The sequence below is a fragment of the Stenotrophomonas sp. STEN020 genome, from assembly GCF_056760195.1.
Map to the genome: position 1 here is coordinate 1 of NZ_JBRREI010000034.1, position 26506 is coordinate 26506.

The 26506-nt window shown below is 61.3% G+C and carries 34 protein-coding genes; all 34 read right to left on the reverse strand.

What is annotated here, in order from left to right:
• Nucleotides 1–220 precede the first annotated feature (220 nt).
• Complete coding sequence (locus tag ACVOLZ_RS14390; RefSeq protein ID WP_481516747.1) at nucleotides 221–1588, reverse strand: class II 3-deoxy-7-phosphoheptulonate synthase; 1368 nt, start codon at nucleotides 1586–1588, stop codon at nucleotides 221–223.
• A 28-nt stretch (nucleotides 1589–1616) separates the two neighbouring features.
• A complete protein-coding gene (locus tag ACVOLZ_RS14395) occupies nucleotides 1617–2132 on the reverse strand; it encodes a disulfide bond formation protein B (protein WP_481516748.1) in 516 nt (171 codons plus the stop codon).
• 145 nt (nucleotides 2133–2277) lie between these two features.
• Entirely contained in the window at nucleotides 2278–2664 is a 387-nt protein-coding gene (gene rplQ / locus ACVOLZ_RS14400) for a 50S ribosomal protein L17 (protein ID WP_481509903.1), read from the reverse strand.
• Nucleotides 2665–2858: 194 nt separating this feature from the next.
• On the reverse strand, nucleotides 2859–3857 hold the full coding sequence (locus ACVOLZ_RS14405; RefSeq protein WP_062169013.1) for a DNA-directed RNA polymerase subunit alpha: 999 nt from the start codon (nucleotides 3855–3857) through the stop codon (nucleotides 2859–2861).
• Between the two features lie 54 nt (nucleotides 3858–3911).
• Complete coding sequence (rpsD, locus tag ACVOLZ_RS14410) at nucleotides 3912–4541, reverse strand: 30S ribosomal protein S4 (protein WP_057629607.1); 630 nt, start codon at nucleotides 4539–4541, stop codon at nucleotides 3912–3914.
• Nucleotides 4542–4555: 14 nt separating this feature from the next.
• Nucleotides 4556–4948: a 30S ribosomal protein S11 gene (rpsK, locus tag ACVOLZ_RS14415; protein WP_057629606.1), complete on the reverse strand. Its 393-nt coding sequence runs from the start codon at nucleotides 4946–4948 to the stop codon at nucleotides 4556–4558.
• Between the two features lie 12 nt (nucleotides 4949–4960).
• On the reverse strand, nucleotides 4961–5317 hold the full coding sequence (gene rpsM / locus ACVOLZ_RS14420) for a 30S ribosomal protein S13 (protein ID WP_057633111.1): 357 nt from the start codon (nucleotides 5315–5317) through the stop codon (nucleotides 4961–4963).
• Nucleotides 5318–5664: 347 nt separating this feature from the next.
• Nucleotides 5665–7020 (reverse strand): preprotein translocase subunit SecY, encoded by a 1356-nt coding sequence (gene secY / locus ACVOLZ_RS14425; RefSeq protein WP_481516749.1) that lies wholly within the window; start codon nucleotides 7018–7020, stop codon nucleotides 5665–5667.
• Between the two features lie 7 nt (nucleotides 7021–7027).
• Nucleotides 7028–7471, reverse strand: a complete 444-nt coding sequence (gene rplO / locus ACVOLZ_RS14430) for a 50S ribosomal protein L15 (protein ID WP_481516750.1) — start codon at nucleotides 7469–7471, stop codon at nucleotides 7028–7030.
• Nucleotides 7472–7477: 6 nt separating this feature from the next.
• Entirely contained in the window at nucleotides 7478–7669 is a 192-nt protein-coding gene (gene rpmD, locus ACVOLZ_RS14435) for a 50S ribosomal protein L30 (protein ID WP_481513035.1), read from the reverse strand.
• On the reverse strand, nucleotides 7662–8204 hold the full coding sequence (gene rpsE, locus ACVOLZ_RS14440) for a 30S ribosomal protein S5 (protein ID WP_057629601.1): 543 nt from the start codon (nucleotides 8202–8204) through the stop codon (nucleotides 7662–7664). The genes rpmD and rpsE overlap by 8 nt, the downstream gene beginning before the upstream one ends.
• A 162-nt stretch (nucleotides 8205–8366) precedes the next feature.
• A complete protein-coding gene (rplR, locus tag ACVOLZ_RS14445) occupies nucleotides 8367–8720 on the reverse strand; it encodes a 50S ribosomal protein L18 (protein WP_303749035.1) in 354 nt (117 codons plus the stop codon).
• A gap of 33 nt (nucleotides 8721–8753) precedes the next feature.
• Entirely contained in the window at nucleotides 8754–9281 is a 528-nt protein-coding gene (rplF, locus tag ACVOLZ_RS14450) for a 50S ribosomal protein L6 (RefSeq protein WP_481516751.1), read from the reverse strand.
• Nucleotides 9282–9296: 15 nt separating this feature from the next.
• Nucleotides 9297–9695, reverse strand: a complete 399-nt coding sequence (gene rpsH, locus ACVOLZ_RS14455) for a 30S ribosomal protein S8 (protein WP_057629598.1) — start codon at nucleotides 9693–9695, stop codon at nucleotides 9297–9299.
• Nucleotides 9696–9910: 215 nt separating this feature from the next.
• Nucleotides 9911–10216 (reverse strand): 30S ribosomal protein S14, encoded by a 306-nt coding sequence (rpsN, locus tag ACVOLZ_RS14460; RefSeq protein ID WP_481513037.1) that lies wholly within the window; start codon nucleotides 10214–10216, stop codon nucleotides 9911–9913.
• Between the two features lie 18 nt (nucleotides 10217–10234).
• Nucleotides 10235–10777, reverse strand: coding sequence for a 50S ribosomal protein L5 (gene rplE / locus ACVOLZ_RS14465; RefSeq protein ID WP_057629596.1), 543 nt, complete (start codon nucleotides 10775–10777; stop codon nucleotides 10235–10237).
• A 10-nt stretch (nucleotides 10778–10787) separates the two neighbouring features.
• Entirely contained in the window at nucleotides 10788–11105 is a 318-nt protein-coding gene (gene rplX / locus ACVOLZ_RS14470) for a 50S ribosomal protein L24 (RefSeq protein ID WP_017355416.1), read from the reverse strand.
• 16 nt (nucleotides 11106–11121) lie between these two features.
• Nucleotides 11122–11490, reverse strand: a complete 369-nt coding sequence (gene rplN / locus ACVOLZ_RS14475) for a 50S ribosomal protein L14 (protein WP_125358566.1) — start codon at nucleotides 11488–11490, stop codon at nucleotides 11122–11124.
• A 13-nt stretch (nucleotides 11491–11503) separates the two neighbouring features.
• Nucleotides 11504–11773, reverse strand: a complete 270-nt coding sequence (gene rpsQ, locus ACVOLZ_RS14480; RefSeq protein WP_481516752.1) for a 30S ribosomal protein S17 — start codon at nucleotides 11771–11773, stop codon at nucleotides 11504–11506.
• A gap of 11 nt (nucleotides 11774–11784) precedes the next feature.
• Nucleotides 11785–11970 (reverse strand): 50S ribosomal protein L29, encoded by a 186-nt coding sequence (rpmC, locus tag ACVOLZ_RS14485; protein ID WP_054657204.1) that lies wholly within the window; start codon nucleotides 11968–11970, stop codon nucleotides 11785–11787.
• Nucleotides 11970–12383 (reverse strand): 50S ribosomal protein L16, encoded by a 414-nt coding sequence (rplP, locus tag ACVOLZ_RS14490; protein ID WP_057629593.1) that lies wholly within the window; start codon nucleotides 12381–12383, stop codon nucleotides 11970–11972. Before rplP ends, rpmC begins: the two co-directional genes overlap by 1 nt.
• A gap of 5 nt (nucleotides 12384–12388) precedes the next feature.
• A complete protein-coding gene (gene rpsC / locus ACVOLZ_RS14495; RefSeq protein WP_057629592.1) occupies nucleotides 12389–13123 on the reverse strand; it encodes a 30S ribosomal protein S3 in 735 nt (244 codons plus the stop codon).
• A gap of 18 nt (nucleotides 13124–13141) precedes the next feature.
• A complete protein-coding gene (gene rplV, locus ACVOLZ_RS14500) occupies nucleotides 13142–13477 on the reverse strand; it encodes a 50S ribosomal protein L22 (RefSeq protein ID WP_017355410.1) in 336 nt (111 codons plus the stop codon).
• A 12-nt stretch (nucleotides 13478–13489) separates the two neighbouring features.
• The gene (gene rpsS, locus ACVOLZ_RS14505) at nucleotides 13490–13759 is read right to left on the reverse strand and encodes a 30S ribosomal protein S19 (protein WP_057629591.1); all 270 of its coding nucleotides are present in this window, start codon (nucleotides 13757–13759) and stop codon (nucleotides 13490–13492) included.
• Nucleotides 13760–13765: 6 nt separating this feature from the next.
• Nucleotides 13766–14593 carry a 50S ribosomal protein L2 gene (rplB, locus tag ACVOLZ_RS14510; RefSeq protein ID WP_057629590.1) on the reverse strand — a complete coding sequence of 276 codons (828 nt, stop codon included), beginning with the start codon at nucleotides 14591–14593 and terminating at the stop codon, nucleotides 13766–13768.
• A gap of 10 nt (nucleotides 14594–14603) precedes the next feature.
• Nucleotides 14604–14903: a 50S ribosomal protein L23 gene (rplW, locus tag ACVOLZ_RS14515; RefSeq protein WP_057629589.1), complete on the reverse strand. Its 300-nt coding sequence runs from the start codon at nucleotides 14901–14903 to the stop codon at nucleotides 14604–14606.
• Nucleotides 14900–15505 carry a 50S ribosomal protein L4 gene (gene rplD, locus ACVOLZ_RS14520; RefSeq protein ID WP_481513039.1) on the reverse strand — a complete coding sequence of 202 codons (606 nt, stop codon included), beginning with the start codon at nucleotides 15503–15505 and terminating at the stop codon, nucleotides 14900–14902. Before rplD ends, rplW begins: the two co-directional genes overlap by 4 nt.
• Before the next feature lie 12 nt (nucleotides 15506–15517).
• Complete coding sequence (gene rplC / locus ACVOLZ_RS14525; protein WP_282270285.1) at nucleotides 15518–16168, reverse strand: 50S ribosomal protein L3; 651 nt, start codon at nucleotides 16166–16168, stop codon at nucleotides 15518–15520.
• Nucleotides 16169–16179: 11 nt separating this feature from the next.
• The gene (gene rpsJ / locus ACVOLZ_RS14530; protein WP_010341589.1) at nucleotides 16180–16491 is read right to left on the reverse strand and encodes a 30S ribosomal protein S10; all 312 of its coding nucleotides are present in this window, start codon (nucleotides 16489–16491) and stop codon (nucleotides 16180–16182) included.
• Nucleotides 16492–17621: 1130 nt separating this feature from the next.
• Nucleotides 17622–18812 carry an elongation factor Tu gene (gene tuf / locus ACVOLZ_RS14535; RefSeq protein WP_481513040.1) on the reverse strand — a complete coding sequence of 397 codons (1191 nt, stop codon included), beginning with the start codon at nucleotides 18810–18812 and terminating at the stop codon, nucleotides 17622–17624.
• A gap of 50 nt (nucleotides 18813–18862) precedes the next feature.
• Nucleotides 18863–21004, reverse strand: a complete 2142-nt coding sequence (fusA, locus tag ACVOLZ_RS14540) for an elongation factor G (protein WP_481516753.1) — start codon at nucleotides 21002–21004, stop codon at nucleotides 18863–18865.
• 136 nt (nucleotides 21005–21140) lie between these two features.
• Nucleotides 21141–21608 (reverse strand): 30S ribosomal protein S7, encoded by a 468-nt coding sequence (rpsG, locus tag ACVOLZ_RS14545; RefSeq protein WP_057630019.1) that lies wholly within the window; start codon nucleotides 21606–21608, stop codon nucleotides 21141–21143.
• A gap of 10 nt (nucleotides 21609–21618) precedes the next feature.
• On the reverse strand, nucleotides 21619–21993 hold the full coding sequence (gene rpsL / locus ACVOLZ_RS14550; protein ID WP_004145320.1) for a 30S ribosomal protein S12: 375 nt from the start codon (nucleotides 21991–21993) through the stop codon (nucleotides 21619–21621).
• A gap of 228 nt (nucleotides 21994–22221) precedes the next feature.
• Nucleotides 22222–26445 (reverse strand): DNA-directed RNA polymerase subunit beta', encoded by a 4224-nt coding sequence (rpoC, locus tag ACVOLZ_RS14555; protein WP_481516754.1) that lies wholly within the window; start codon nucleotides 26443–26445, stop codon nucleotides 22222–22224.
• Nucleotides 26446–26506: the final 61 nt, after the last annotated feature.

Below are 26506 nucleotides of genomic sequence, written 5' to 3' on the forward strand. Positions count from 1 at the left end.
CCTCCCCCCCGTCCCCGCCGCGCCCGCCCCCCCCCCCCCCCGCCCGGCCCCCCCCCCCCCCCCCCCCCCCCCCCCCCCCCCCCCCCCCCCCCCCCCCCCCCCCCCCCACTACAGGTTCAGCCTTGCCGGTAAGGCCCCTGCCGAGCATGGCTCGGCATTACAGGTTCAGCCTTGCCGGTAAGGCCCCTGCCGAGCATGGCTCGGCACTACCGTGCTGCTTTCAGCCTTGCTTGCGGACGATGGCCATGGCGATTTCCAGCGATTGCTCGTAATTCAGGCGCGGATCGACGCTGGAGCGGTAGGCACGCTCCAGATCGCGCTCAGTGAGCTCACGCGCGCCGCCGGTGCATTCAGTGACATCCTCGCCGGTCAGCTCCAGGTGCACGCCACCCAAGCGCGTACCGGCCGCTGCGTGCAGGTCGAAGGACATCTCAACCTCGCTGCGGATGTTGTCAAACCGCCGGGTCTTGTAACCGTTGCTGGTGCTCTCGGTATTGCCGTGCATGGCGTCGCAGACCCACAGCACCCGGCGGCCATCTCGCTTGATCGCATCCAGCAGCGGCGGCAGCTTGTCGGCAATCTGGCCCGCGCCCATGCGATGGATGAAGCTCAGGCGGCCCGGCTCATCTTCAGGATTCAGCACATCGATCAAACGCAGCAGCTGATCCGGCTGCACCGACGGACCTACCTTGATCGCAATCGGGTTACGCACACCACGCAGGTACTCCACGTGTGCACCATCCAGCGCCGCGGTGCGCATGCCGATCCACGGGTAATGCGTGCTCAGGTTGAACCAGCCGTTCTGGCGCGGCACCTGCCGGGTCAGCGCCTGCTCGTACGGCAGCAGCAAGGCCTCGTGCGAGGTATAGAAGTCGACCCGGTTGAGGTTATGCACCTGCGAGCCCGACAAGGTCTCCATGAAGCGCACCGCGTCGCCGATCGAGGCCACCATCTTCTGGTACTCCTCGGCCAGCGGCGAGCAGCGCATCCACGCCAGGTTCCAGTACTCGGGGTGGTGCAGGTCGGCGAAGCCGCCATCGATCAACGCGCGCACGAAGTTCATCGTCAGCGCCGAGCGCGAATGCGCGGTGATCATCCGCTGCGGATCCGGCACGCGTGCCGCCTCGGTGAACGCCGGTGCATTGATCACGTCGCCGCGATAGCTGGGCAAGGTCACCCCGTCACGGGTTTCGGTATCGGCCGAGCGCGGCTTGGCGTACTGGCCAGCAAAGCGGCCCACCCGGATCACCGGCATGCGCAGGCCGTGCACCATCACCAGGCTCATCTGCAGCAATACTTTGAGACGGTTGGAAATCGTGCCCGATTCGCAGTCGACGAAGTTCTCGGCGCAATCGCCGCCCTGCAGCAGGAAGCGCTTGCCTTCCTGCGCCTCGGCCAGCTGCTGCTTGAGCGCGAAGATCTCCCACGAAGTCACCAGTGGCGGCAACTGCCGCAACTCGCCCAACGCGGCCTCCAGCGCCTGCGGATCGGGGTACGTCGGCATCTGCAGCGCGGGCTTGCCACGCCAGCTATCCGGCGCCCAGCTGCTGGCGGTGGCGACGGATGACGGGGAGGAGGAAGCGTTCATGCAGATACCAGTTGAAGAAGTGAAAGAGTCAGATCAAACGTTTTTTACGTGTGCGCAGGCCGGCATACAGCGCCCAACCAGCGAGCAGTACAAACCACACCAGGCTCCACATCGGCATGCTCAGGCCGAGGAAGGTCCAATCGATGTTGCCGCAGTCGCCGGTGCCGGTCAGCACGGTACGGAACACTTCGAACGGGCCCATGGTTTCCGCGAGGAAGCTCAGCGGCGGGCCGCAGCTGCTGCCCAGGTCCTTCGGCAACAACTGCACGTACACATGGCGCCCAGCGATGCCAATGCCCACCATGGCTGCCAGGAACGTCAACACGCCATAGCCGGCACGGCCACCGCGACTGGTCGGCCCGTGCAGTGCACCGAGCAGGAACAGCACGCCGACGGCGGCGAATGCGATGCGCTGGTAGATGCACAGCGGGCACGGCTCCAGCCCCATCTGGATCTGCATGTAGATCGCAAATGCGAGCAGGCCAGCACAGGTCAGGAAGCCCAGCAGGCACTGCGCGCGGAAACTCCAACGCAAAGGGTTCATCGCAACTTTCCGGGTTGAACAATGCAACAAGAGTAACAGGCCCTCCGCGCGCGATCAGCAGTGATGGCAGCTGTAACCACATAAACAAAAAAGCCCGGCGTAGGCCGGGCTTCTCTTGCATCCGTCGATGGACGGAAGCGTGCGATTACTCGCCGACTTCTTCCGCAACGGCGACCGGACGGTCAACCAGTTCAACGTAGGCCATCGGAGCGTTGTCGCCAGCGCGGAAACCGCACTTCAGCAGACGCAGGTAGCCGCCCGGACGGTTGGCGTAGCGCGGGCCCAGGATGGTGAACAGGATGCCTACGGCTTCCTTGTCACGCAGACGGGCGAACGCCAGACGACGGTTGGCAACCGAATCAACCTTGGCCAGGGTGATCAGCGGCTCGGCAACGCGGCGCAGTTCCTTGGCCTTCGGCAGGGTGGTCTTGATCAGCTGGTGCTTGAACAGCGACGCAGCCATGTTCTTGAACATTGCTTCGCGGTGGGCGCTGGTACGGTTGAACTTGCGGCCCGACTTCATATGACGCATGGGTGTATTCCTTGGTTAATGGTGAGACGTTGGACATCGTTGTCGCCATCCTGGCGTTGAAAGTGGACTGCGGATGGTCCTGGTCGCCCGTCCTGGACGACCGGCATTGCGGCGTTGTTTAACCGTCAATGCGGGTACTGCTGAAACAATATTCCCCCGCATGGTCGCCCATGCGGGGGAACAGGTATTACTTATCAGCCGAGCATGCCGTGAGCGGCGACACCGGCCGGCGGCCAGTTCTCCAGCTTCATGCCAAGCGACAAACCGCGCTGGGCCAGCACTTCCTTGATCTCGGTCAGCGACTTCTTGCCGAGGTTCGGGGTCTTGAGCAGTTCAACTTCGGTCTTCTGGATCAGATCGCCGATGTAGTAAATGCTCTCAGCCTTCAGGCAGTTGGCCGAACGCACGGTCAATTCCAGGTCGTCGATCGGGCGCAGCAGCACCGGATCCACACCGTTGTTGGCCGGCTTGGCCGCACCGCGGTCGCGGTGGGTGAAATCACCGAACACCGACAGCTGATCGCTGAGGATGTCGGCCGCAGTGCGGACAGCTTCCTCGGCATCGATCGTGCCGTTGGTTTCGATATCAATGACCAGCTTGTCCAGGTCGGTACGCTGTTCGACGCGAGCGGCTTCCACCGCATAAGCGACGCGGCGGACCGGCGAGAACGAAGCGTCCAGCACCAGACGACCAATCGCACGCGATTCTTCGTCCGGACGACGACGTGCGGCAGCCGGCTGGTAGCCGAAGCCACGCTCGACCTTCAGACGCATGTTGATCGCAGTGTCCTTGGTCAGGTTGCAGATCACATGGTCGCCGTTGATCACTTCGACGTTGTGGTCAACCTTGATGTCGGCAGCGGTGACAACACCCGGACCCTGCTTGGACAGGGAAACGGTGGCGCTGTCGCCGGTGTGCATACGGATCGCCACGTCTTTCAGGTTCAGCAGGACGTCAAGCACGTCTTCCTGCAGGCCTTCCAGAGTGGTGTACTCGTGCAACACGCCGTCGATCTCGACTTCGGTAATGGCGAAGCCCGGGATGGACGACAGCAGCACGCGACGCAGGGCGTTGCCCAGCGTATGCCCGTAACCACGCTCCAAAGGCTCGATCACGACCTTGGCGCGGGTCTCGGTAAGGCGTTCGATCTGCGGACCGCGAGGACGCAGAACCTGGTTTGCGGTAACCGTCATGTTGCGGGTTCTCCTGCGAACCTCCGGTGCAACCCGGAGGTTCTCCATTGTGAATTACTTCGAATACAACTCGACGATCAGCGCTTCGTTGATATCCGCAGGCAGGTCCGCACGATCCGGCACAGCCTTGAAGACGCCGCTGAACTTCTTCGAATCGACTTCGACCCACGACGGGCTGAGGTCGTGCTGTTCGGCAACGACCAGGGCTTCCTGGACGCGCAGCTGCTTGGCAGCCTTTTCAGACAGCGCAATCGCGTCGCCGGCCTTGATCTGGTACGAAGCCAGGTTGACCGACTTGCCATTGACCGTGACGCCGCGGTGCGAGACCAGCTGACGAGCAGCCGGACGGGTCACTGCGAAGCCCATACGGTAGACGACGTTGTCCAGACGGGTTTCCAACAACTGCAGCAGGTTCTCGCCGGTGTTGCCCTTCTTGGTCGAGGCCTTCTTGTAGTAGTTGCGGAACTGACGCTCCAGCAGACCGTAGATACGCTTGACCTTCTGCTTTTCGCGCAGCTGGGTAGCGTAGTCGGACAGCTTGCCCTTACGGGCAGTGGCGCCGTGCTGGCCGGGCTTCTGCTCCAGCTTGCACTTGGAATCCAACGCGCGGGCCGGGCTCTTCAGAGAGAGGTCGGCGCCTTCGCGGCGGGCGAGCTTACAGGTAGGACCGATATAACGAGCCATTTCTTATCGCTCCTTTAGACGCGACGCTTCTTCGGCGGACGGCACCCGTTGTGCGGGATTGGCGTCACGTCGATGATGTTGGTGATCTTATAGCCGACGTTGTTCAACGAACGTACGGCCGACTCACGGCCCGGACCCGGACCCTTGATGCGGACTTCCAGCGACTTCAAGCCGTAATCCAGCGCAGCCTTGCCAGCCTTTTCGGCGGCAACCTGAGCAGCAAACGGAGTCGACTTACGCGAACCACGGAAGCCAGCGCCACCGGAGGTCGCCCAGGACAGTGCATTGCCCTGACGGTCGGTGATGGTCACGATGGTGTTGTTGAACGAAGCGTGGACGTGGGCAACGCCATCAGTGATGACGCGCTTGATCTTCTTCTTGGTTTTTGCAGCAGCGGGCTTAGCCATTTCTTAGGTCCCTTACTTCCTGATCGCCTTGCGCGGACCCTTACGGGTGCGGGCGTTGGTACGGGTACGCTGGCCACGCAGCGGCAGACCGCGACGATGACGCAGGCCGCGGTAGCAACCCAGGTCCATCAGACGCTTGATTGCGATACCGATTTCGCGGCGCAGATCGCCTTCGACAATGTACTTGCCGACTTCGAGACGCAGACGCTCGATTTCCGGCTCCGACAAATCGCGGATCTTGGTGGTCGAAGCAACGCCTGCGACTTCGCAGACCTTCTTCGAACGGGTACGGCCGATGCCGTAAATGCTTTGCAACCCGACCCAGACATGCTTCTGGGCTGGCAGGTTGACGCCTGCAATACGCGCCATGACGCGGTTCTCCAGCTGAGTGATGGCCGAATACGCACCATAAGGCGCGCCAATCCGGCAGGATGGATCAAAAATGTGAACTAGCGATACTAACAAGGCTTCGGTTTGCTTGGAAGCCCGTGGAACATACAGTTCCACAAGCCCGGCGTGGGGAGTGTGCCCATGCTCCGGCGCCGGATGTGCCTGGCAAGGAGAGAGGTCTCCCAGCCGCCCGCGCTACTCCCGCGCGGAACAACCACATCACACCCCCACCCGAAACCGCTGCAGGGGCCGCCCTTCTGTTTGGAAAGCCGCCCCGGGAACCGGAGCGGGTTTCTCGCTATGAAGCGGAAAGTATAACCGGTGAATCAGCCGCGTGCAAAACCGCCGCGGTTGCCACCCTTCAGGTTGGCCTTCTTCAACAGGCTCTCGTACTGGTGCGACATCAGATGTGCCTGAACCTGTGCGATGAAATCCATCACAACCACCACCACGATCAGCAGCGAGGTGCCGCCGAAGTAGAACGAGGCGTTGAGCTGGGTACGCATGATTTCCGGCAGCAGACAGACGATCACCAGGTACAGCGAGCCAGCAGCCGTCAGACGGGTCAGCACGGCATCGATGTAATCAGCGGTAGCCTTGCCCGGACGGATGCCCGGGATCAGCGCGCCCGACTTCTTCAGGTTGTCAGCGGTTTCCTGCGAGTTGAACACCAGCGCGGTGTAGAAGAACGCAAAACCGGTGATCAAGCCAGCGAAGACGATCATGTGCAGCGGCTCGCCCGGACCCAGCGCGTTTGCCACCTTCTGCAGCCACGTGGCCGAGCTGGCCTGACCGGACCACATCGCCAGCGTTGCCGGGAAGGCAAGGATGCTGGATGCGAAGATCGCCGGGATCACGCCTGCCATGTTGAGCTTCAACGGCAGGAACGAGGTCTGGTTCATATAGGCATTACGGCCACCTTGACGGCGGGCGTAATTGACCGTGATACGACGCTGACCGCGCTCCACGAACACCACGAAGTAGGTGAAGGCCAGCACCACCAGCACGATGATCAGCAACGAGATGAAGCTCATGTTGCCGTCACGGTAGGCTTCGACGGTGTGGATCACAGCAGCCGGCAAGCCAGCCACGATGCCTGCGAAGATGATCAGCGATACACCGTTGCCGATGCCACGCTCAGTCACCTGCTCACCTACCCACATCAGGAAGATGGTGCCTGCGGTGAGCGCGATGATCGCGGTCAACACGAAGCCCATACCCGGGGCATACACCACCGGTGCGCCGCCCGGCGACACCTGGTTCTGCAGTGCCAGCGCGATACTGCCGCCCTGCACTACCGCCAGGAGCACCGCGCCAATGCGCGAATACTGGGTGATCTTGCGACGACCCGACTCACCTTCCTTCTGCATGGCCTTCAAGGCCGGGAAGATGTGGACCGCCAGCTGCATCACGATGGATGCCGAGATATACGGCATCACATTCAACGCGAAGATACTGAAACGGTGCAGGGCGCCGCCCGAGAACATGTTGAACATGTCCACGATGCCGCCGCCCTGCGCCTGCATCAGCGCAAGCATGGCCTCGGGATTGACGCCCGGCACCGGCACATAACAGCCGATGCGATAGACGAGCAATGCCCCAAGTACGAACAGGAGGCGCTGGCGAAGTTCAGTGAACTTGCCTGCCCCTGCCGCGAGGTTACCGATGCCAGCTTGCGCCATGTTCCAGTTACTCCTGTACGCTGCCGCCGGCAGCTTCGATCGCGGCCTTGGCGCCGGCAGTAGCAGCAATACCCTTCAGGGTGAATGCCTTGCTCAGCTCGCCCTTGAAGACGACCTTGGCCTTCTTCGCGGTCGACGGGATCAGCTTGGCTGCACGCAGTGCGGCCAGGTCGATCTCACCAGCTTCCAGACGATCAAGGTGGTAGGACAGCACTTCTGCAGTGTCCTTGGCCTTGTGCGAGAAGAAGCCGATCTTCGGCAGACGACGCTGCATCGGGGTCTGGCCGCCTTCGAAGCCAGCCTTGATCTTGCCGCCGCCCTTACGAGCGAACGAACCCTTGTGGCCGCGGCCGCAGGTCTTGCCCAGGCCGGAGCCGATGCCGCGACCGACGCGGGTGCGCACGGTACGAGCGCCCGGTGCCGGGCTCAGTTCATTGAGACGCATAGTCATGGTCGATTACTCCTCAACCTGGACGAGGTACTGAACCTTGTTGATCAGACCGCGAACCTGCGGGCTGTCTTTCAGTTCACGCACATCATTGAGCTTGTTCAGGCCCAGGGCACGCACCGACAGGCGGTGACGCGACTGGGTGCCACGCAGGCCGCGCACGAGGCGCACCTTGACAGTCTTGGCGACTTCATTAGCCATGGTTCAGATCCTCCACCTTCTTGCCGCGCTTGGCAGCAATACGGGCCGGGGACTGTGCACCTGCCAGACCCTTCAGGGTGGCACGGACCAGGTTGATCGGGTTACGCGAACCCACAGCCTTGGCCAGCACGTTCTTCACGCCAACGGCTTCCAGCACGGCGCGCATGGCACCGCCGGCGATGACGCCAGTACCTTCCGAAGCCGGCTGCATGAACACGCGAGCTGCGCCGTGACCATCCTTGATGGTGTGCCACAACGTGCCGTTGTTCAGATCAACGCTGACCTGGTTCTTGCGAGCCTGCTCCATCGACTTCTGGATGGCGACCGGCACTTCGCGTGCCTTGCCGTAACCGAAGCCAACCTTGCCTTCGCCATCACCGACCACGGTCAGTGCGGTGAAGGTGAACTGGCGACCGCCCTTGACGGTCTTGCTGACGCGATTGACCGCGACCAGCTTTTCGATCATGCCGTCGTCGACTTTCTCTTCGCGGTTACGGTCGCGATCGCGACCCCGCTGCTGACGTTCTTCTGCCATTTCGATTCCTTGATTGATTGGGTTATGTACGGCTCGAAGCCGCTTATGGTTGTGTAGTGAAGCTATGAATCGCCAGACGCTGCAGAAGAACGAAGGGCGCCCGGTACAAACCCGTACCGGCAGGCAGGCGGAAAGGGGCCAAAGGCCCCTTTCCTGTATTGCTTAGAACTGCAGGCCGCCTTCGCGGGCAGCATCAGCAAGAGCCTTGATGCGACCGTGGTAGCGGTAGCCCGAGCGGTCGAAAGCGACCTTCTCGATACCAGCAGCCTTGGCGCGCTCTGCAATCAGCTTGCCAACCTTGGTGGCGGCTTCCATGTTCTTGCCGCTCTTCAGGCCTTCCTTGACGTCGGCCTGTGCGGTGTTGGCAGCAGCCAATACCAGCGAACCGTCGGCGGTGAAGATCTGTGCGTACAGGTGCTGACCGGTGCGCAGGACCGACAAGCGCGCAACACCCAGGGTACGGATGTGCGAACGGGTCGACTTGGCGCGACGCAGACGGGCGATGTTCTTGTTCATGTTCTTTATCCTCGAAAGCTGAAAACCTAAGAATTAGGCCTTCTTGGCTTCCTTGCGAATGATGACTTCACCGGCGTACTTCACACCCTTGCCCTTATAGGGCTCCGGCGGACGGAAACCACGGATCTTGGCGGCAACTTCACCAACAACCTGCTTGTCCACGCCCTGCACGACGATTTCGGTCTGCGTCGGGGTCGACAGGGTGATGCCTTCCGGCGCCACGAACAGGACGGGATGGGAGAAGCCCAGCGACAGGTTCAGGTCCTTGCCCTGCATGGCAGCGCGGTAACCCACGCCGACCAGCTCAAGCTTGCGCTCGAAGCCTTCGGACACGCCCTGCACCATGTTGGCCAGGATCGCACGCACGGTGCCGGCCAGCGCGTCGAAGGAGATGTCCTTCGGGTTCAGCGTGGCAACGCCGTTGTCGAGAGTGATTTCAACGCCAGCGGTCTTGTTCAGCGACAGGGCGCCCTTCGGGCCCTTCACGCTCACAACTTCCGGCTGGATGGTCAGTTCAACGCCCTTGGGCAGGTTGATCGGCTTCTTGGCTACACGGGACATAGTGGACTCCTTCCCTTAGGCCACGAAGCACAGGACTTCGCCGCCGACGCCCAACTGGCGCGCCTGCGCATCAGTCATGATGCCCTTGGAGGTGGAAATGATCGAAATACCCAGGCCGTTCATGACCTTCGGCAGATCGGACTTGCCGCGGTACTGGCGCAGGCCCGAACGCGAGAAGCGCTTCAGGGTCGCGATAACCGGCTTGCCTTCGAAATACTTCAGGACGATTTCGATCTCGGCCTTGTTGTTTTCGATGTTGTTGACGCGCAGGTCGGTGATGTAACCCTCGTCCTTCAGGACCTGGGCAATAGCCACCTTGACCTTGGACGACGGGGCTTTCACCGTCTGCTTGCCAACCGCGGCCGCATTTCGAATGCGTACCAGCAGGTCGGCGATGGGATCAGTCATGCTCATGTAGATACCTTTGAGTGCACCGATATCCGCTTTCGCGAAAATCTTGTGTTTTCCTGGGATGGGCCAGGGCCCTTGACGCACCTGCCGCCAGTTTCGGGCAGGCAAGGAGCGGGATTATACGACAAAAAGCCCGACTTGCGTCGGACTTTTTGTTTTACCTTCAGGTTGCCCTTCCGGCGGCCGGTTCGGGCCTTGCGGCCCGAACCGGTTGTTGCTTACCAGCTAGCCTTGCGCAGGCCCGGCACGTCACCGCGCATGGTGGCTTCGCGCAGCTTGTTACGGCCGAGGCCGAACTTGCTGTACACGCCACGCGGACGGCCCGACAGCTCGCAACGGTTGCGATGGCGGCTCGGCGACGAATCGCGCGGCAGCTTCGACAACTTGATCACGGCTTCAGCCTTCTCTTCGTAGCTCGCGTCCACCGAGGACACGATCTTCTTCAGAGCTGCACGCTTGTCGGCGAACTTCAGAGCCAGCTTCTTCCGCTTGATGTCGCGGTTGACCATTGAGGTCTTTGCCATTTCGGTATCCTCGACGAATCAGTTACGGAACGGGAACTTGAACGCTGCGAGCAGCGCCTTCGCTTCCGCGTCGGTCTTGGCGGTGGTGGTGATGGCGATATCCATACCGCGGATCGCGTCGACGGCGTCGAAGTCGATTTCCGGGAAGATGATCTGTTCCTTCACACCCATGTTGAAGTTGCCACGGCCGTCGAACGAACGACCCGACACGCCGCGGAAGTCACGCACGCGCGGCAGCGAGATGTTGATCAGGCGATCCAGGAACTCAAACATGGTGTCACGACGCAGCGTGACCTTGCAGCCGATCGGCCAACCATCACGGATCTTGAACGATGCCACCGAGACGCGCGACTTGGTGATAACCGGCTTCTGGCCGGTGATCTTGGTCATGTCGCCAACGGCGTTCTCAAGAACCTTCTTGTTGGTCGCAGCTTCACCAACGCCCATGTTCAAGGTGACCTTGACCAGACGCGGGACCTGCATCGGATTGGTGTAACCGAACTGCTTGGTCAGCGCCGGTACCACTTCTTCCTTGTAAAACTTTTCGAGACGTGAATTCATCGGTCAGTCCTTAGGCGTCGAGCGCCTCACCGCTGGAGCGGAACACACGCAGTTTGCGTCCATCCTCCAGCACCTTGAAGCCAACGCGCTCGCCCTTGCCCGAAGCCGGGTTCAGCACATTCACGTTGGAGATATGGATCGACGCTTCACGCTCGACCACGCCGCCGGCAACGCCTGCCTGCGGGTTCGGCTTGGTGTGGCGCTTGACGATGTTCACGTTGGCGACGATCACACGATCGCCGTCGACGCGGACGACTTCGCCCTGCTTGCCCTTGTCCTTGCCGGTGTTGACGACGACCTGGTCGCCCTTCTTGATACGGTTAGCCATGATTATCTCCTGGCGCTCACAGAACTTCGGGAGCGAGCGAGACGATCTTCATGAACTTCTCGGAACGAAGTTCACGGGTCACCGGTCCGAAGATGCGGGTGCCGATCGGCTCTTGCTTGTTGTTGAGCAGGACCGCGGCGTTGCCGTCGAAACGGATCAGCGAGCCATCGGCGCGACGCACACCCTTACGGGTACGCACCACGACGGCGTCATACACTTCACCCTTCTTGACTTTGCCGCGCGGAATTGCGTCCTTCACGGTGACTTTGATGATGTCGCCGATGTGGGCATAACGGCGCTTGGAACCACCAAGCACCTTGATGCACATCAGTTCCTTGGCACCGGAGTTGTCCGCAACGTCAAGGTAGCTCTGCATCTGGATCATGAGTCAGATCTCCTTATTCAGCCGCACGCGTGATGACTTCCACCACGCGCCAGTTCTTGGTCTTGGACATCGGAGCAATCTCGGTCACACGAACGACATCACCTTCTTTACAGGTGTTGTCGGCGTCGTGTGCGTGCAGCTTGGACGAGCGCTTGATGTACTTACCGTACAACGGGTGCTTGACCTGGCGCTCCACCAACACGGTGACCGTCTTGTCCATCTTGTTGCTGACGACACGGCCTTCGACCGTGCGCAGCGTCTTCTTTTCAGTATTTTCGCTCATAGCAGCCATCCTTACTTCGTGCTGCCGATCAGGTGCTTGACGCGAGCAATCTCGCGACGCACCCGGCGGGTTTCGTGGGTCTTCGGCAGCTGGCCGGTGACCTGCTGCATACGGAGCGAGAACTGCTCCTTACGCAGGTCGGTCAGGTGGGCCTTGAGTTCGTCAGCCGACTTCTCGCGGAGTTGTTTGATGTCCATCAGCGCACCGTCCGGGTTACGAAAGTGGTGGTCACCGAGAGCTTGGCAGCGGCCAGGCGGAACGCCTCGCGTGCCACTTCCTCGGTCACACCCTCGACTTCATAAATCATGCGGCCCGGCTGGATCTGAGCGACCCAGTATTCCACGCCACCCTTACCAGCACCCATTCGGACTTCGATGGGCTTCTTGGTGATCGGCTTGTCGGGGAACACACGGATCCACATCTTGCCACCGCGCTTGACGTAGCGGCTGATCGAGCGGCGAGCCGCTTCGATCTGACGCGCAGTCAGCTGACCGTGGGCAGTAGCCTTCAGACCGTACTCGCCGAAGCTGACGGCATTCGCGCTCCAGCTCAGACCGTCATTGCGGCCTTTGAACATCTTGCGGTATTTGGTTCGCTTGGGTTGCAACATTGCCGTTACCTCGCTTCACGAGCCGGGCGCGACGGACGGTCACCGCGGTCGCCGCGATCGTTACGATCGTTGCGCGGGCTGTCGTCCTGCTTTTCCTGGCCAACCTGGGAGAAATCAAAGACTTCACCCTTGTAGATCCAAACCTTGATGCCGATGATGCCGTAGGTGGTGCTGGCTTCAGCGAAACCGTAGTCGATATCCGCACGCAGGGTGTGCAACGGCACGCGGCCTTCGCGGTACCACTCCGAACGGGCGATTTCAGCGCCGTTCAAGCGGCCGCCGACGTTGACCTTGATGCCCAGGGCACCCAGGCGCATCGCATTGCCGACCGAGCGCTTCATTGCACGGCGGAACATGATGCGGCGCTCCAGCTGCTGCGCGATCGACTCGGCAACCAGCTGTGCGTCCAACTCCGGCTTGCGCACTTCGGTGACGTTGATGTGCGCCGGGACGCCCATCATTTCGCTCACTTCCTTACGCAGCTTTTCGATGTCCTCACCACGCTTGCCGATCACCACGCCCGGACGGGCGGTGTGGATCGTCACGCGAGCCGTCTTTGCCGGACGCTCGATGAGGATCTTGGAGATGCCGGCCTGTGCAAGCTTCTTGCGCAGCATCTCGCGAACTTTCAGGTCGGCTGCCAGGTAACCAGCAAACTCGGCCTTGTTGGCGTACCACTTGGAGTTCCAGTCCTTGGAAATACCGAGGCGGATACCAACCGGATGAACTTTATGACCCATGGTCTTTATCCTTTCCGCTTACTTGCCGGCGCCCACAACCACAGTGATGTGGCTGGTGCGCTTGAGGATGCGGGTACCGCGGCCTTTCGCCCGCGCCATGAAACGCTTCAGGGTCGGACCTTCATCAACCATGATGGTCTGGACCTTCAGCTCGTCGACGTCAGCGCCCTGGTTGTTTTCGGCATTTGCGATAGCCGACTCCACCACCTTCTTGATCAGGTGGGCAGCCTTCTTATCCGAAAACTTCAGCAGGTTGACCGCACGCTCGGCCGGCAGACCGCGCACCTGGTCAGCGACCAGACGAGCCTTCTGCGCAGAGATGCGCGCGGAGCGCAGGATTGCTTTCGCTTCCATTGTCATCTCTCCTTACTTGCCCGACTTCTTGTCGCCACCGTGACCCTTGAAGGTCCGGGTGACGGCAAATTCGCCGAGCTTGTGGCCGACCATGTTCTCGTTAACGAGCACTGGAACGTGGTTCTTACCGTTATGAACGGCGATGGTGACGCCTACCATTTCCGGCAGGATCATCGAACGGCGCGACCAGGTCTTGATCGGCTTCTTGCTACCCGCAGCGGCCTCCACCTTCTTGACGAGGTGGTGATCGACGAACGGGCCCTTCTTAAGTGAACGTGCCATGGTCGATTAGCCCCTACGATCGCGGACGATGAACTGCTGAGTGCGCTTGTTATGACGCGTCTTGTAACCCTTGGTCGGAACACCCCACGGGGTGACCGGGTGCGGATTACCCTGGCCGGCCTTGGCTTCACCACCACCGTGCGGGTGATCCACCGGGTTCATGGCCGCACCGCGGACGGTCGGCTTGACGCCGCGCCAGCGCTTGGCACCAGCCTTGCCCAGCTTTTCCAGGTTGTGCTCATCGTTACCGACTTCACCGATGGTGGCGCGGCATTCGACCGGCACCTTACGCATTTCACCCGAGCGCAGGCGCAGGGTGGCGTAGATACCTTCACGAGCGACCAGCTGCACGCCTGCACCAGCGGCACGAGCGATCTGAGCGCCCTTACCCGGCTTCAGCTCGATCCCGTGGACGGTGGTACCGACCGGGATGTTGCGCAGCGGCAAGGTGTTACCGGTCTTGATCGGGGCGTGAGCACCCGAGATGACCTGGTCACCAGCCTTCAGGCCCTTCGGGGCGATGATGTAGCGACGCTCGCCGTCGACATAGCACAGCAGGGCGATATGGGCAGTGCGGTTCGGATCGTATTCGATACGTTCCACGCGTGCCGGAATGCCTTCCTTGTTGCGCTTGAAGTCGATCAGACGGTAGTGCTGCTTGTGACCACCACCCACGTGACGGGTGGTGATGCGGCCGTGGTGGTTACGACCGCCGGACTTGCTCTGCGGCTCCAGCAACGCAGCATGCGGCGCGCCTTTGTGCAGATCAGGAGTGACCACGCGCACGGCCGAACGACGGCCGGGAGAAGTGGGTTTGAATTTCATCAATGGCATGGGATGTACCTCAGGCCTTGGCCGTTACATCGATGGACTGGCCATCGGCGAGACGCACATACGCCTTGCGCCAATCGCCGCGGCGGCCTGCACGGTTACGGAAGGACTTGTTCTTGCCCTTCACGTTCAGCACATTGACCGACTCGACCTTGACGTCGAACAACTGCTCAACCGCGGCCTTTACATCGGCTTTGGTGGCTTCGTTCGAAACTTCGAAGACGTATTGGTTGGAGATTTCCTGCAGGCGCGCGGTCTTTTCAGAGACTCGCGGTGCACGCAGCACGCTGAAGATTTTTTCGTTGGCGCTCATGCCAGCCACTCCTCGACCTTCTTGACCGCGTCAGCGGTGATGACGACCGTGTCGGCACCGACCAGCGAAACCGGGTCCAGACCCTGCACGTCACGCACTTCCACGTAGGGAATGTTGCGAGCCGACAGGTACAGGTGCTCGGAAGCTTCTTCGGTGACGATCAGCGGGCGCTTGCCCACTTCCAGGCCAGCCAGCTTGGTGATCAGAGCCTTGGTGCTGGTCGCTTCGACATCGAACGACTCAACGATGGTCAGGCGGCCCTGGCGGTTCAGCTCGGACAGGATGGCGCACATGGCGGCGCGATACTGCTTACGATTGACCTTCTGTTCGAAGCTACGCGGCTTGGCCGCGAAGGTGACACCACCGCCGACGAAGATCGGAGCGGTCAGGGCACCGTGACGAGCGCCACCACCCTTCTGCTTCTTCGACTTCTTGGTGGTACCAGCCACTTCAGAACGCGTCTTCTGTGCCTTGGTGCCCGAACGTGCGGCGTTGCGGTAGGCAACGACGACCTGGTGAACCAGATCTTCGCTGAAATCGCGACCGAACACGGCGTCGGAGACCGAGACCTTGTTATTGCTACCCGTGATAACGAGTTCCATCGTCATCTCTCCTTATGCCTTGCTAGCCGGACGCACGATCACGTCACCACCGGCTGCGCCAGGCACGGCGCCGCGGATGGCAATCAGACCACGCTCGACATCGACCTTGACCACTTCCAGATTCTGCGTGCTCTGCTGCACCGAACCCATGTGGCCGGACATCTTCTTGCCCGGGAAAACGCGACCCGGGGTCTGGCGCTGGCCCAAGGAACCCGGCGCGCGATGCGACAGCGAGTTACCGTGGGTTGCATCGCCCATACGGAAGTTGTAGCGCTTGATGGTGCCCTGGAAGCCCTTACCCTTGGTGACGCCCTGGACGTCAACCGTCTGGCCGACTTCAAAGATGTCTGCCTTGATTTCGCCACCGACGGCGAAATCGCCGATCTGTGCGTCTTCAACGCGGAATTCCCACAGGCCACGACCGGCTTCGACCTTCGCCTTGGCGAAGTGACCGGCTTCCGGCTTGTTGACCAGCGCAGCGCGACGAGCGCCGACGGTCACCTGCACGGCGCTGTAGCCGTCGGTTTCGACGGTCTTGATCTGCGCGATGCGGTTCGGGGTTGCTTCAATCAGGGTCACTGGGATGGACTGGCCATCTTCAGTGAAAACGCGGCTCATGCCAGCCTTGCGGCCCACGAAGCCCAACGAATATTTCTTCGTCATGGTCGTAGTCCTTAGGTCAGCTTGATCTGAACGTCGACGCCGGCAGCCAGTTCGAGCTTCATCAGCGCGTCCACGGTCTTGTCGTTGGGGTCGACGATATCGAGCACGCGCTTGTGCGTGCGGGTCTCGTACTGGTCACGCGCGTCTTTGTCGACGTGCGGGGAGACGAGGATGGTGTAACGCTCGATCTTGGTGGGCAGAGGGATCGGGCCACGCACTTGCGCGCCGGTCCGCTTTGCCGTTTCAACGATCTCGCTGGCCGAACGGTCGATCAAACGATGATCAAACGCCTTCAACCGAATTCGGATCTTTTGGTCCGCCATGACGGTATTCCTATGGGTCTAAAGAGCGACAGGTTCGGCCCCTGAGTGTGCCGAACCCCATGAAAACGACGTTTAGCGCCGAAGCACTGCCCGTCGCGCGAATCCTTTCATAACAGCAAGGCGGCCCGGTTTCCCGGCCCGCCCCAGACTTGTTCAAACGCACAAAAAACACCCCGTTGAACGGAGTGCCTCCCATGCGACCTGTCCTTGTCTGGCGAATACGAGGTGCGTCCTGCCCCTCTTTTCGCTGGTTGCGGAATTCTCGTAAACGAGCACTTCCGCGAGTGGTCGTGCATTCTGTCAGTATTCTTTTCCTATTGCAACTCACCCCTCTGCCGAGGTATGGGGTACTTCAGCTGGCAGCAGGATTTACGGGGTTTTCCGCGTATACGCGGGTTTTGCCGCTGGCAACCGCGCGGCGGATCTGCGCGGATGCGGATATCCCGGCTAACTGCGGGATGAATGGCCAGGCGGCAGGTGCGACAGCGGCGAGGCCGGGAAACTCGTGCAACGGTACTGCGCCCAGCGCCCTACCCCATCCAGGCGCAGCAATTGTGCCGGCCGGAGCCAGGCAAACCCTGAACAGGACTGAATGTGAATACGCCGTCCCCGCCACTTCCGCCGGGAGCGGCATTATCCACGCCGGCGGAACGGAAGTACAAATCCACCCCGTCTGCAGTCTCAGCCTATTCAGATTTTCCGGGCTCGCCGCGAAAAGCCGCCCCCACCCCAACCCCTCTCCCGTAAACGGGAGAGGGGCAAGTACTCCGCCGGCCCGCAGTCCGCTAGCGACCGACGCATTTCGAGCCCCTCTCCCGTTTACGGGAGAGGGGTTGGGGTGAGGGAAAGCTTTTGATTTTCGACTTTTGGCCTTTGATTTCTGGCTTACGGCTTACGGCTTACGGCTTACGGATTTCCAGCCTACTGAACCCTGGAACCCTACTATTCATGGCCCTGAAGCCTCTGCCGCCGGAACCTATCGACCCTTGAGGCCCCAAGCTTTTCAAGCCACAAACGCCAAATACGCCCGCCATCACCAAAGCCCTACCCCGCTCCGTCCATTCAAAAAAAAGGGCGGCCCGGAGGCCACCCTTCTTCAACACCTTGCTTCGCGAGGAAGCGCAGCGTTATCAGGCAACGATCTTTGCAACCACGCCGGCGCCGACGGTACGGCCACCTTCACGGATTGCGAAGCGCAGGCCTTCGTCCATTGCCACCGGGTTGATCAGGGTGACGGTCATCTTGACGTTGTCGCCCGGCATCACCATCTCGACGCCTTCCGGCAGCTCGCAAGCGCCGGTGATGTCGGTGGTACGGAAGTAGAACTGCGGACGGTAGCCCTTGAAGAACGGGGTGTGACGGCCGCCTTCGTCCTTCGACAGAACGTACACTTCGGCTTCGAACTGGGTGTGCGGCTTGATCGAACCCGGCTTGGCCAGAACCTGGCCACGCTCGACGTCGTCACGCTTGGTGCCGCGCAGCAGCAGACCGGCGTTGTCGCCTGCCTGACCCTGGTCCAGCAGCTTGCGGAACATTTCCACGCCGGTGACGGTGGTCTTCTGGACCGGACGGATACCGACGATTTCGATTTCTTCGCCGACCTTGATCACGCCGCGCTCGATACGACCGGTCACCACGGTGCCGCGGCCCGAGATCGAGAACACGTCTTCCACCGGCATCAGGAACGGCTTGTCGACGTCACGCTCCGGGGTCGGGATCCAGCTGTCCAGTGCATCGACCAGCTTCAGGATGGCCGGCACGCCGATCTCGCTCTGGTCGCCTTCCAGCGCCATACGGGCCGAACCGTGCACGATCGGGGTGTCGTCGCCCGGGAAGTCGTACTTGCTCAGCAGCTCACGGACTTCCATTTCGACCAGTTCCAGCAGCTCGGCATCGTCAACCATGTCGGCCTTGTTCAGGAACACGACGATGTACGGCACGCCGACCTGACGCGACAGCAGGATGTGCTCGCGGGTCTGCGGCATCGGGCCGTCAGCAGCCGAACAGACCAGGATCGCGCCGTCCATCTGGGCAGCACCGGTGATCATGTTCTTGACGTAGTCAGCATGGCCCGGGCAATCCACGTGGGCGTAGTGACGCGAAGCGGATTCGTACTCGACGTGCGCGGTCGAGATCGTGATACCACGAGCCTTCTCTTCCGGCGCGGCATCGATCGAGGAGTAATCCTTGAACTCGCCACCGAAGCGCTCTGCACCGATCTTGGTCAGAGCTGCGGTCAGGGTGGTCTTGCCATGATCGACGTGGCCGATGGTGCCGACGTTGACGTGCGGCTTGGTGCGCTCGAACTTACTCTTGGACATTGTTGTTCCTTAATTAACTAAGACTTGGAAGGAGAGGCTGAGTCCGAGACTCAGCCCTTCTTGATAACGGTTTCGGCGATGTTGTTCGGCGCCGGCTCGTAATGGTCGAATTCCATCGTGAAGGTTGCGCGACCCTGGGTCTGCGAACGCAGCGCGGTGGCGTAACCGAACATTTCGCCCAGCGGGATCATCGCATTGATGATGCTGGCCGAACCGTCACCGGTGGTGCCCGAACCCTGCAGAACGCCACGACGACGGCTTACGTCGCCCATCACGTCACCCTGGTATTCCTCCGGGGTCACGATCTCGACCTTCATGATCGGCTCCAGCAGAACCGGCTTGGCCTTGGCGAAGCCCTGCTTGAAGGCCATCGACGAGGCGAGCTTGAACGCCATTTCCGAGGAGTCAACGTCATGGTACGAGCCGAACACCAGCTTGACCTTGACGTCCACCACCGGGAAGCCAGCCAGCGGACCGCTGGTGATGGTTTCGCGCAGGCCCTTTTCCACGGAAGGAATGAATTCCTTCGGGATCACGCCGCCGGTGATGTCGTTGATGAACAGGAAGTCATCCTTGATCGCCGCAGACAGCTTCGGATCGGCACGGTCCTCAGCGGTGATCGGCGATAGCTCGATCACGACGTGACCGTACTGACCCTTACCACCGGACTGCTTGGCGTGCTTGTAGTCCGACTTGACGTCGGCCATCTGGATGGTTTCGCGGTAGGCCACCTGCGGCTTGCCGACGTTGGCTTCAACGTTGAACTCGCGCTTCATGCGGTCAACGATGATGTCCAGGTGCAGCTCGCCCATGCCGGAGATGATGGTCTGGCCGGATTCTTCGTCGGTCTTGACGCGGAACGACGGATCTTCCTGTGCCAGACGACCCAGTGCCAGACCCATCTTTTCCTGGTCCGACTTGGTCTTCGGCTCGACAGCCATCGAGATCACCGGCTCCGGGAACACCATGCGCTCGAGCACGATCGGTGCTTCAAGCGAGCACAGCGTGTCACCGGTGGTGGTGTCCTTCAGGCCCACGGCAGCAGCGATGTCACCAGCCAGAACTTCCTTGATTTCCTCGCGGTTGTTCGAGTGCATCTGCAGGATGCGGCCGATGCGCTCCTTCTTGTTCTTCACCGAGTTCAGCACGGTGTCACCACCGTTCAGGGTGCCCGAGTAGACACGGAAGAAGGTCAGCGCGCCAACGAACGGATCGGTGATGATCTTGAACGCCAGCGACGAGAACGGAGCCTTGTCGTCCGACTTGCGGGTCATCTCGATGGAGTCATCGTCAACGTCGGTGCCCTTCACGTCCGGCACGTCGATCGGCGACGGCAGCAGCTGGATCACGCCGTCGAGCATGGCCTGCACGCCCTTGTTCTTGAACGCCGAGCCACAGAACATCGGCACGATTTCAACGGCCAGCGTACGGGTACGCAGGGCCTGGATGATCTCGCCTTCGTTCAGCTCTTCGCCGCCCAGGTACTTTTCCATCAGCTCTTCGCTGGCTTCAGCCGCGGTTTCGATCATGAAGGTGCGGGCTTCTTCAGCCGCTGCCTGCATGTCAGCCGGGATTTCGCCGTACTCGAACTTCATGCCCTGCGAAGCCTCATCCCAATGGATGGCCTTCATCTTGAGCAGATCGACCACGCCCTTGAAGCCTTCTTCAGCGCCGATCGGCAGCTGCATCGGCACGGCGACAGCGCCGAGCTTTGCCTTCAGCTGGTCACGGACCTTCAGGAAGTTGGCACCGGTACGGTCCATCTTGTTGACGAACGCGATGCGCGGCACCTGGTAACGGTTGGCCTGGCGCCACACGGTCTCGGACTGCGGCTGCACGCCACCAACGGCGCACAGCACGAACACCGCACCGTCGAGCACGCGCAGCGAGCGTTCGACTTCGATGGTGAAGTCAACGTGCCCGGGGGTGTCAATGATGTTGAAACGGTGCTCCGGCAGGGACTTGTCCATGCCCTTCCAGAACGCGGTGGTAGCAGCGGACTGGATCGTGATACCACGTTCCTGCTCCTGCTCCATCCAGTCCATGGTGGCGGCGCCGTCATGCACTTCACCGAGCTTGTGGCTCTTACCGGTGTAGAACAGGATGCGCTCGGACGTGGTGGTCTTGCCGGCATCGATGTGGGCCATGATGCCGAAGTTACGGTAACGCTCGATAGGAGTGGTGCGGGCCACGGGAGCCTCTCAATTTCTTGGAATTCGGATGGCCGAACGCCGCCTTGCGGCGGCCTTCGGATTTAAGCAGCGCTCAAAACGCTACAAGCAGCACCAACATGGGTGCCAGGGGCCCTGTTTCCAAGGCCCCCACAACTCACCAGCGGTAGTGAGCGAAGGCCTTGTTCGCTTCCGCCATACGGTGGGTTTCTTCGCGCTTCTTGATGGCGCCGCCGCGGTTTTCCGAAGCGTCCAGCAGTTCAGCAGCCAGCTTGCGCGGCATGGTGTTCTCGCCGCGCTTACGCGCCGAGTCGATCAGCCAACGCATGGCCAGGGCCATCTTGCGCGAAGCGCGCACTTCGACCGGCACCTGATAGGTGGCACCACCGACGCGACGCGACTTCACTTCCACGCCCGGAGCAACGTTGTCCAGTGCCTTCTGCACCAGCTCGATTGCGTTCGGGTTCTTTTCGCTGATCACGTCCATGGCGCCATAGACGATCTTTTCAGCAACGGACTTCTTGCCGCTCAACATGACCATGTTGATGAAGCGGGCAATGGTTTCGCTCTTGTGCTTCGGATCCGGCAGGACCGAACGCTGGGGAGTATTACCTTTACGTGACATGTCTTATTCCTCAGGCCTTCGGACGCTTTGCGCCGTACTTGGAACGCGCCTGACGACGCTTGGCAACGCCGGCGGCATCGAGCGAGCCACGGACGGTGTGGTAACGCACACCCGGCAGATCCTTGACGCGACCGCCACGGATCAGGACCACGGAGTGCTCCTGCAGGTTATGGCCTTCACCACCGATGTAGGAAATCACTTCTTCCTGGTTGGTCAGGCGAACCTTTGCAACCTTACGCAGAGCCGAGTTCGGCTTCTTCGGGGTGGTGGTGTACACGCGCGTGCAGACGCCACGGCGCTGCGGGCACTTGTCGAGTGCCGGCGAGGCACTCTTGTAGGTGGTAGCTTGACGCGGCTTGCGTACCAGCTGGTTGATCGTCGCCATCAGTAGGTTCTTCTGATTGGGGCCGCAAAAAACGGCCAGGATGCGGAAATTGTAAAGCAGGCCAAAATTTTGGCCTGCTGAGACAGACGATTGTAGCAACTTGTCAAGAGCCCAGTCAAACAAGCCCATGCCAAGCCAGCCCTGATCCAGAGCTGTTACAGGGGGATCTCCATATACCCCGTTCAGGTCGAACTGCCGGTCCGCGAGCGGACCGGCCGATCAAACTACTTACTCTTCACCGGTCGCCGGTTCAGCTTCCGGTGCCACGACCGCCGGTTCAGCGACCACGGCCGGACCGGCCAGGGTTGCGATTTCCGAATCGGTCAGACCCGACGCGTTACGGCGGCGCTGGGCGTGGTACGCAAGGCCGGTACCCGCCGGAATCAGGCGGCCGACGATCACGTTTTCCTTCAGACCGCGCAGGCCATCGGAGGTGCCGCGCACGGCAGCCTCGGTCAGCACACGGGTGGTTTCCTGGAACGAAGCCGCCGAAATGAACGACTCGGTTGCCAGCGATGCCTTGGTGATACCCAGCAGCACCGGCTCAAAACGGGCCGGCAGCTCGTTGCGTGCGGCCAGCTTGACGTTCTCTTCGATGACGCGCTGGCGCTCGGCCTGCTCACCATTGAGGAACTTGCTGCTGCCCTGGTCAACGATTTCCACCTTGCGCAGCATCTGACGCGAGATCACTTCAATGTGCTTGTCGTTGATCTTCACGCCCTGCAGGCGGTAAACGTCCTGGATTTCCTTGACCAGGTAACGGGCCAGCTCTTCCACGCCCTTCAGGCGCAGGATGTCCTGCGGGCTCGGCTCGCCGTCCACCACGGTTTCACCGCGGGTCACGTGTTCACCTTCGAACACGATGATCTGACGGTACTTCGGAATCAGCTCTTCGTGCTCCGAACCATCGGTGTCCTTGATGATCAGGCGCTGCTTGCCCTTGGTGTCCTTGCCGAAGCTGATGATACCCGAACGCTCGGCCAGGATCGCCGGGTCCTTCGGCTTGCGGGCTTCGAACAAGTCGGCAACGCGCGGCAGACCACCGGTGATGTCACGGGTCTTCGAGGCTTCCTGCGGGATCTTGGCAACCACGTCGCCCACGCCTACCGGCGCGCCATCCTGCAGGTTGACGATCGAGCGCGGCGGCAGCAGGTACTGTGCCGGCAGGTCGGTGCCCGGGATGGTCAGGTCATTGCCCTTGCCATCGACGATGCGGACCAGCGGACGCAGATCCTTGGCCTGCGAGCCACGACGCTTCGGATCGGTGATTTCGCGCGAGGCCAGACCGGTCAGTTCGTCGGTCTTCTCGATCACGGTCACGCCATCGATGAAGTCGATGAAGCGCACGAAACCGGCCACTTCGGACACGATCGGGTGGTTATGCGGATCCCAGTTGGCCACGGTCTGGCCAGCCTTGATTTCTGCACCGTCCTTGACGCCGATGCTGGCACCGTAGGGCAGCTTGTAACGCTCACGCTCACGACCATGCGGGTCGAGCACGGAGATTTCACCCGAACGCGAGACCGCAACCAGCGAACCGCTGGCCTGCTCGACGTGCTTCAGGTTGGAGAACTTCACCGAACCGGTGGTCTTGACGGTGATGTTGTCAACCGCAGCCGCACGCGATGCCGCACCACCGATGTGGAACGTACGCATGGTCAGCTGGGTACCCGGCTCACCGATCGACTGAGCGGCGATGACGCCGACCGCTTCACCGATGTTGACGATGTGGCCGCGGGCCAGATCGCGGCCGTAGCACAGGCCACAGACGCCGAAGGAGGAGGCGCAGGTGATGGTCGAGCGGACCTTGATGGTCTGCACGCCGGCTTCTTCCAGCTTGTTCACCCACTGCTCGTCGAGCACGGTGTTGCGGGTCACGATCGGATCTTCGTCGTTGCCCGGCAGGAACACGTCCTCGGCCACAACGCGACCCAGCACGCGGTCCTTCAACGGCTCAACCACGTCGCCGCCTTCCACGATCGGAATCATGGTCAGGCCTTCGGAGGTACCGCAATCGACCTCGGTGATCACCACGTCCTGTGCCACGTCGACCAGACGACGGGTCAGGTAACCCGAGTTCGCCGTCTTCAACGCGGTATCGGCCAGACCCTTACGGGCACCGTGGGTGGAGTTGAAGTACTCCTGCACGTTCAGGCCTTCACGGAAGTTCGCCTTAATCGGCGTCTCGATGATCGAGCCATCCGGACGCGCCATCAGGCCACGCATACCGGCCAACTGACGGATCTGTGCCTGGCTACCACGGGCACCGGAGTCGGCCATGATGTACAGCGAGTTCATCGACTTCTGGTCGACCAGCTCACCGTCGCTACCCACGACCTTCTCGGTACCAATGGTTTCCATCATCGCCTTGGCGATGCGCTCATTGGTGCGCGACCAGATGTCGACCACCTTGTTGTAGCGCTCGCCGGCGGTGACCAGACCGGACTGGTACTGCTCCTGGATTTCCAGCACTTCGGCTTCGGCTTCGCCGAGGATGCCCTTCTTCTCGTCCGGGATCAGCATGTCGTCGATGCCGATCGACACGCCGGCGCGGGTTGCGTAGGCATAGCCGGTGTACATCAGCTTGTCGGCGAACACCACGGTGTCCTTCAGACCCAGCAGACGGTAGCTCTGGTTGATCAGGCGCGAGATGTTCTTCTTGGTCATCTCGGTGTTGCACAGCTCGAACGGCAGGCCTTCCGGCATGATCTCGCTCAGCAGTGCACGGCCGACGGTGGTGTCGACGATCGAGGTCTTCTTGACCTTGTTGCCGTCTTCGTCACGCTCGACCTGCACGATGCGCACCTTGACGCGGGCGTGCAGTTCAACCAGGCGGTTGTCGTAGGCACGCTTCACTTCGTCGGTGTTCGCGAACACCATGCCCTCGCCCTGCTTGTTCACCAGCGAGCGAGCCATGTAGTACAGGCCCAACACGACGTCCTGCGACGGCACGATGATCGGCTCGCCGTTGGCCGGCGACAGGATGTTGTTGGTGGACATCATCAGCGCACGCGCTTCCAGCTGGGCTTCCAGCGAGAGCGGTACGTGGACGGCCATCTGGTCACCGTCGAAGTCGGCGTTGAATGCGGTACAGACCAGCGGATGCAGCTGGATGGCCTTGCCTTCGATCAACAGCGGTTCGAACGCCTGGATGCCCAGTCGGTGCAGGGTCGGCGCACGGTTCAGCAGCACCGGATGTTCGCGGATGACTTCTTCCAGGACGTCCCAGACTTCGCCTTCCTCGCGCTCAACCAGCTTCTTGGCTGCCTTGATGGTGGTGGCCAGGCCACGACGCTGCAGCTTGGCGAACACGAACGGCTTGAACAGCTCAAGCGCCATCTTCTTCGGCAGGCCGCACTGGTGCAGCTTCAGGTACGGACCCACGGTGATCACCGAACGGCCCGAGTAATCGACGCGCTTGCCCAGCAGGTTCTGACGGAAGCGACCCTGCTTACCCTTGATCATGTCGGCCAGCGACTTGAGCGGGCGCTTGTTGGTGCCGGTGATGGCACGGCCGCGACGGCCGTTGTCCAACAGGGCGTCAACCGATTCCTGCAGCATGCGCTTTTCGTTGCGCACGATGATGTCCGGAGCGTTGAGCTCCAGCAGGCGACGCAGACGGTTGTTACGGTTGATGACGCGGCGGTACAGATCGTTCAGATCCGAGGTCGCGAAGCGGCCACCGTCCAACGGAACCAGCGGGCGCAGATCCGGCGGCAGCACCGGCAGCACGGTCATCACCATCCACTCCGGGCGGTTGCCCGACTCGAGGAAGGCTTCGACCAGCTTGATGCGCTTGGTCAGACGCTTGAGCTTGGTTTCCGAACCGGTCGAGGCGATTTCCTCGCGCAGGCGGACCATTTCGGCCTGCAGGTCGATGGTGCGCAGCAGTTCGTAGACGGCCTCGGCGCCCATGGCGGCGTCGAAGTCATCGCCATGCTCCTGGCGTGCCTGCAGGTACTGTTCTTCGGTCAGCAGCTGGCGGCGCTCCAGGGCGGTCAGGCCCGGCTCGGTCACCACGTAGGCTTCGAAGTACAGCACGCGCTCGATGTCACGCAGGGTCATGTCCAGCATCAGGCCGATGCGCGACGGCAGCGACTTGAGGAACCAGATGTGCGCGACCGGCGATGCCAGGTCGATGTGGCCCATGCGCTCGCGGCGCACCTTGGCCAGGGTTACTTCGGTGCCGCACTTTTCGCAGACGACGCCGCGGTGCTTCATGCGCTTGTACTTGCCGCACAGGCACTCGTAGTCCTTGACCGGTCCGAAGATGGCGGCGCAGAACAGGCCGTCACGTTCCGGCTTGAAGGTACGGTAGTTGATGGTTTCCGGCTTCTTCACTTCGCCGAAGGACCACGAACGGATCAGGTCCGGCGAGGCCAGCGCGATCTTGATCGCGTCGAAGTCCAGCGTCTGGCGCTGCTGGTTGAAGAGGTTGAGCAGGTCTTTCATGGTGTTCTCCGAAAGGAGGAAATCTGTGTCGATGGGCTGTCAGTCAGTGCTGGCGGCGCGG

What these genes read in the sequence shown, in the direction of transcription:
- ACVOLZ_RS14390 (WP_481516747.1), bottom strand. Translation starts at nt 1,588, where the DNA reads ATGAACGCTTCCTCCTCCCCGTCATCCGTCGCCACCGCCAGCAGCTGG.
- ACVOLZ_RS14395 (WP_481516748.1), bottom strand. Translation starts at nt 2,132, where the DNA reads ATGAACCCTTTGCGTTGGAGTTTCCGCGCGCAGTGCCTGCTGGGCTTC.
- rplQ (WP_481509903.1), bottom strand. Translation starts at nt 2,664, where the DNA reads ATGCGTCATATGAAGTCGGGCCGCAAGTTCAACCGTACCAGCGCCCAC.
- ACVOLZ_RS14405 (WP_062169013.1), bottom strand. Translation starts at nt 3,857, where the DNA reads ATGACGGTTACCGCAAACCAGGTTCTGCGTCCTCGCGGTCCGCAGATC.
- rpsD (WP_057629607.1), bottom strand. Translation starts at nt 4,541, where the DNA reads ATGGCTCGTTATATCGGTCCTACCTGTAAGCTCGCCCGCCGCGAAGGC.
- rpsK (WP_057629606.1), bottom strand. Translation starts at nt 4,948, where the DNA reads ATGGCTAAGCCCGCTGCTGCAAAAACCAAGAAGAAGATCAAGCGCGTC.
- rpsM (WP_057633111.1), bottom strand. Translation starts at nt 5,317, where the DNA reads ATGGCGCGTATTGCAGGCGTCAACCTGCCAGCCCAGAAGCATGTCTGG.
- secY (WP_481516749.1), bottom strand. Translation starts at nt 7,020, where the DNA reads ATGGCGCAAGCTGGCATCGGTAACCTCGCGGCAGGGGCAGGCAAGTTC.
- rplO (WP_481516750.1), bottom strand. Translation starts at nt 7,471, where the DNA reads ATGACTATGCGTCTCAATGAACTGAGCCCGGCACCGGGCGCTCGTACC.
- rpmD (WP_481513035.1), bottom strand. Translation starts at nt 7,669, where the DNA reads ATGGCTAATGAAGTCGCCAAGACTGTCAAGGTGCGCCTCGTGCGCGGC.
- rpsE (WP_057629601.1), bottom strand. Translation starts at nt 8,204, where the DNA reads ATGGCAGAAGAACGTCAGCAGCGGGGTCGCGATCGCGACCGTAACCGC.
- rplR (WP_303749035.1), bottom strand. Translation starts at nt 8,720, where the DNA reads ATGAACAAGAACATCGCCCGTCTGCGTCGCGCCAAGTCGACCCGTTCG.
- rplF (WP_481516751.1), bottom strand. Translation starts at nt 9,281, where the DNA reads ATGTCCCGTGTAGCCAAGAAGCCGATCAACCTGCCCAAGGGCGTTGAA.
- rpsH (WP_057629598.1), bottom strand. Translation starts at nt 9,695, where the DNA reads ATGAGCATGACTGATCCCATCGCCGACCTGCTGGTACGCATTCGAAAT.
- rpsN (WP_481513037.1), bottom strand. Translation starts at nt 10,216, where the DNA reads ATGGCAAAGACCTCAATGGTCAACCGCGACATCAAGCGGAAGAAGCTG.
- rplE (WP_057629596.1), bottom strand. Translation starts at nt 10,777, where the DNA reads ATGAATTCACGTCTCGAAAAGTTTTACAAGGAAGAAGTGGTACCGGCG.
- rplX (WP_017355416.1), bottom strand. Translation starts at nt 11,105, where the DNA reads ATGGCTAACCGTATCAAGAAGGGCGACCAGGTCGTCGTCAACACCGGC.
- rplN (WP_125358566.1), bottom strand. Translation starts at nt 11,490, where the DNA reads ATGATCCAGATGCAGAGCTACCTTGACGTTGCGGACAACTCCGGTGCC.
- rpsQ (WP_481516752.1), bottom strand. Translation starts at nt 11,773, where the DNA reads ATGAGCGAAAATACTGAAAAGAAGACGCTGCGCACGGTCGAAGGCCGT.
- rpmC (WP_054657204.1), bottom strand. Translation starts at nt 11,970, where the DNA reads ATGGACATCAAACAACTCCGCGAGAAGTCGGCTGACGAACTCAAGGCC.
- rplP (WP_057629593.1), bottom strand. Translation starts at nt 12,383, where the DNA reads ATGTTGCAACCCAAGCGAACCAAATACCGCAAGATGTTCAAAGGCCGC.
- rpsC (WP_057629592.1), bottom strand. Translation starts at nt 13,123, where the DNA reads ATGGGTCATAAAGTTCATCCGGTTGGTATCCGCCTCGGTATTTCCAAG.
- rplV (WP_017355410.1), bottom strand. Translation starts at nt 13,477, where the DNA reads ATGGAAGCGAAAGCAATCCTGCGCTCCGCGCGCATCTCTGCGCAGAAG.
- rpsS (WP_057629591.1), bottom strand. Translation starts at nt 13,759, where the DNA reads ATGGCACGTTCACTTAAGAAGGGCCCGTTCGTCGATCACCACCTCGTC.
- rplB (WP_057629590.1), bottom strand. Translation starts at nt 14,593, where the DNA reads ATGCCATTGATGAAATTCAAACCCACTTCTCCCGGCCGTCGTTCGGCC.
- rplW (WP_057629589.1), bottom strand. Translation starts at nt 14,903, where the DNA reads ATGAGCGCCAACGAAAAAATCTTCAGCGTGCTGCGTGCACCGCGAGTC.
- rplD (WP_481513039.1), bottom strand. Translation starts at nt 15,505, where the DNA reads ATGGAACTCGTTATCACGGGTAGCAATAACAAGGTCTCGGTCTCCGAC.
- rplC (WP_282270285.1), bottom strand. Translation starts at nt 16,168, where the DNA reads ATGACGAAGAAATATTCGTTGGGCTTCGTGGGCCGCAAGGCTGGCATG.
- rpsJ (WP_010341589.1), bottom strand. Translation starts at nt 16,491, where the DNA reads ATGGCGGACCAAAAGATCCGAATTCGGTTGAAGGCGTTTGATCATCGT.
- tuf (WP_481513040.1), bottom strand. Translation starts at nt 18,812, where the DNA reads ATGTCCAAGAGTAAGTTCGAGCGCACCAAGCCGCACGTCAACGTCGGC.
- rpsG (WP_057630019.1), bottom strand. Translation starts at nt 21,608, where the DNA reads ATGTCACGTAAAGGTAATACTCCCCAGCGTTCGGTCCTGCCGGATCCG.
- rpsL (WP_004145320.1), bottom strand. Translation starts at nt 21,993, where the DNA reads ATGGCGACGATCAACCAGCTGGTACGCAAGCCGCGTCAAGCTACCACC.
- rpoC (WP_481516754.1), bottom strand. Translation starts at nt 26,445, where the DNA reads ATGAAAGACCTGCTCAACCTCTTCAACCAGCAGCGCCAGACGCTGGAC.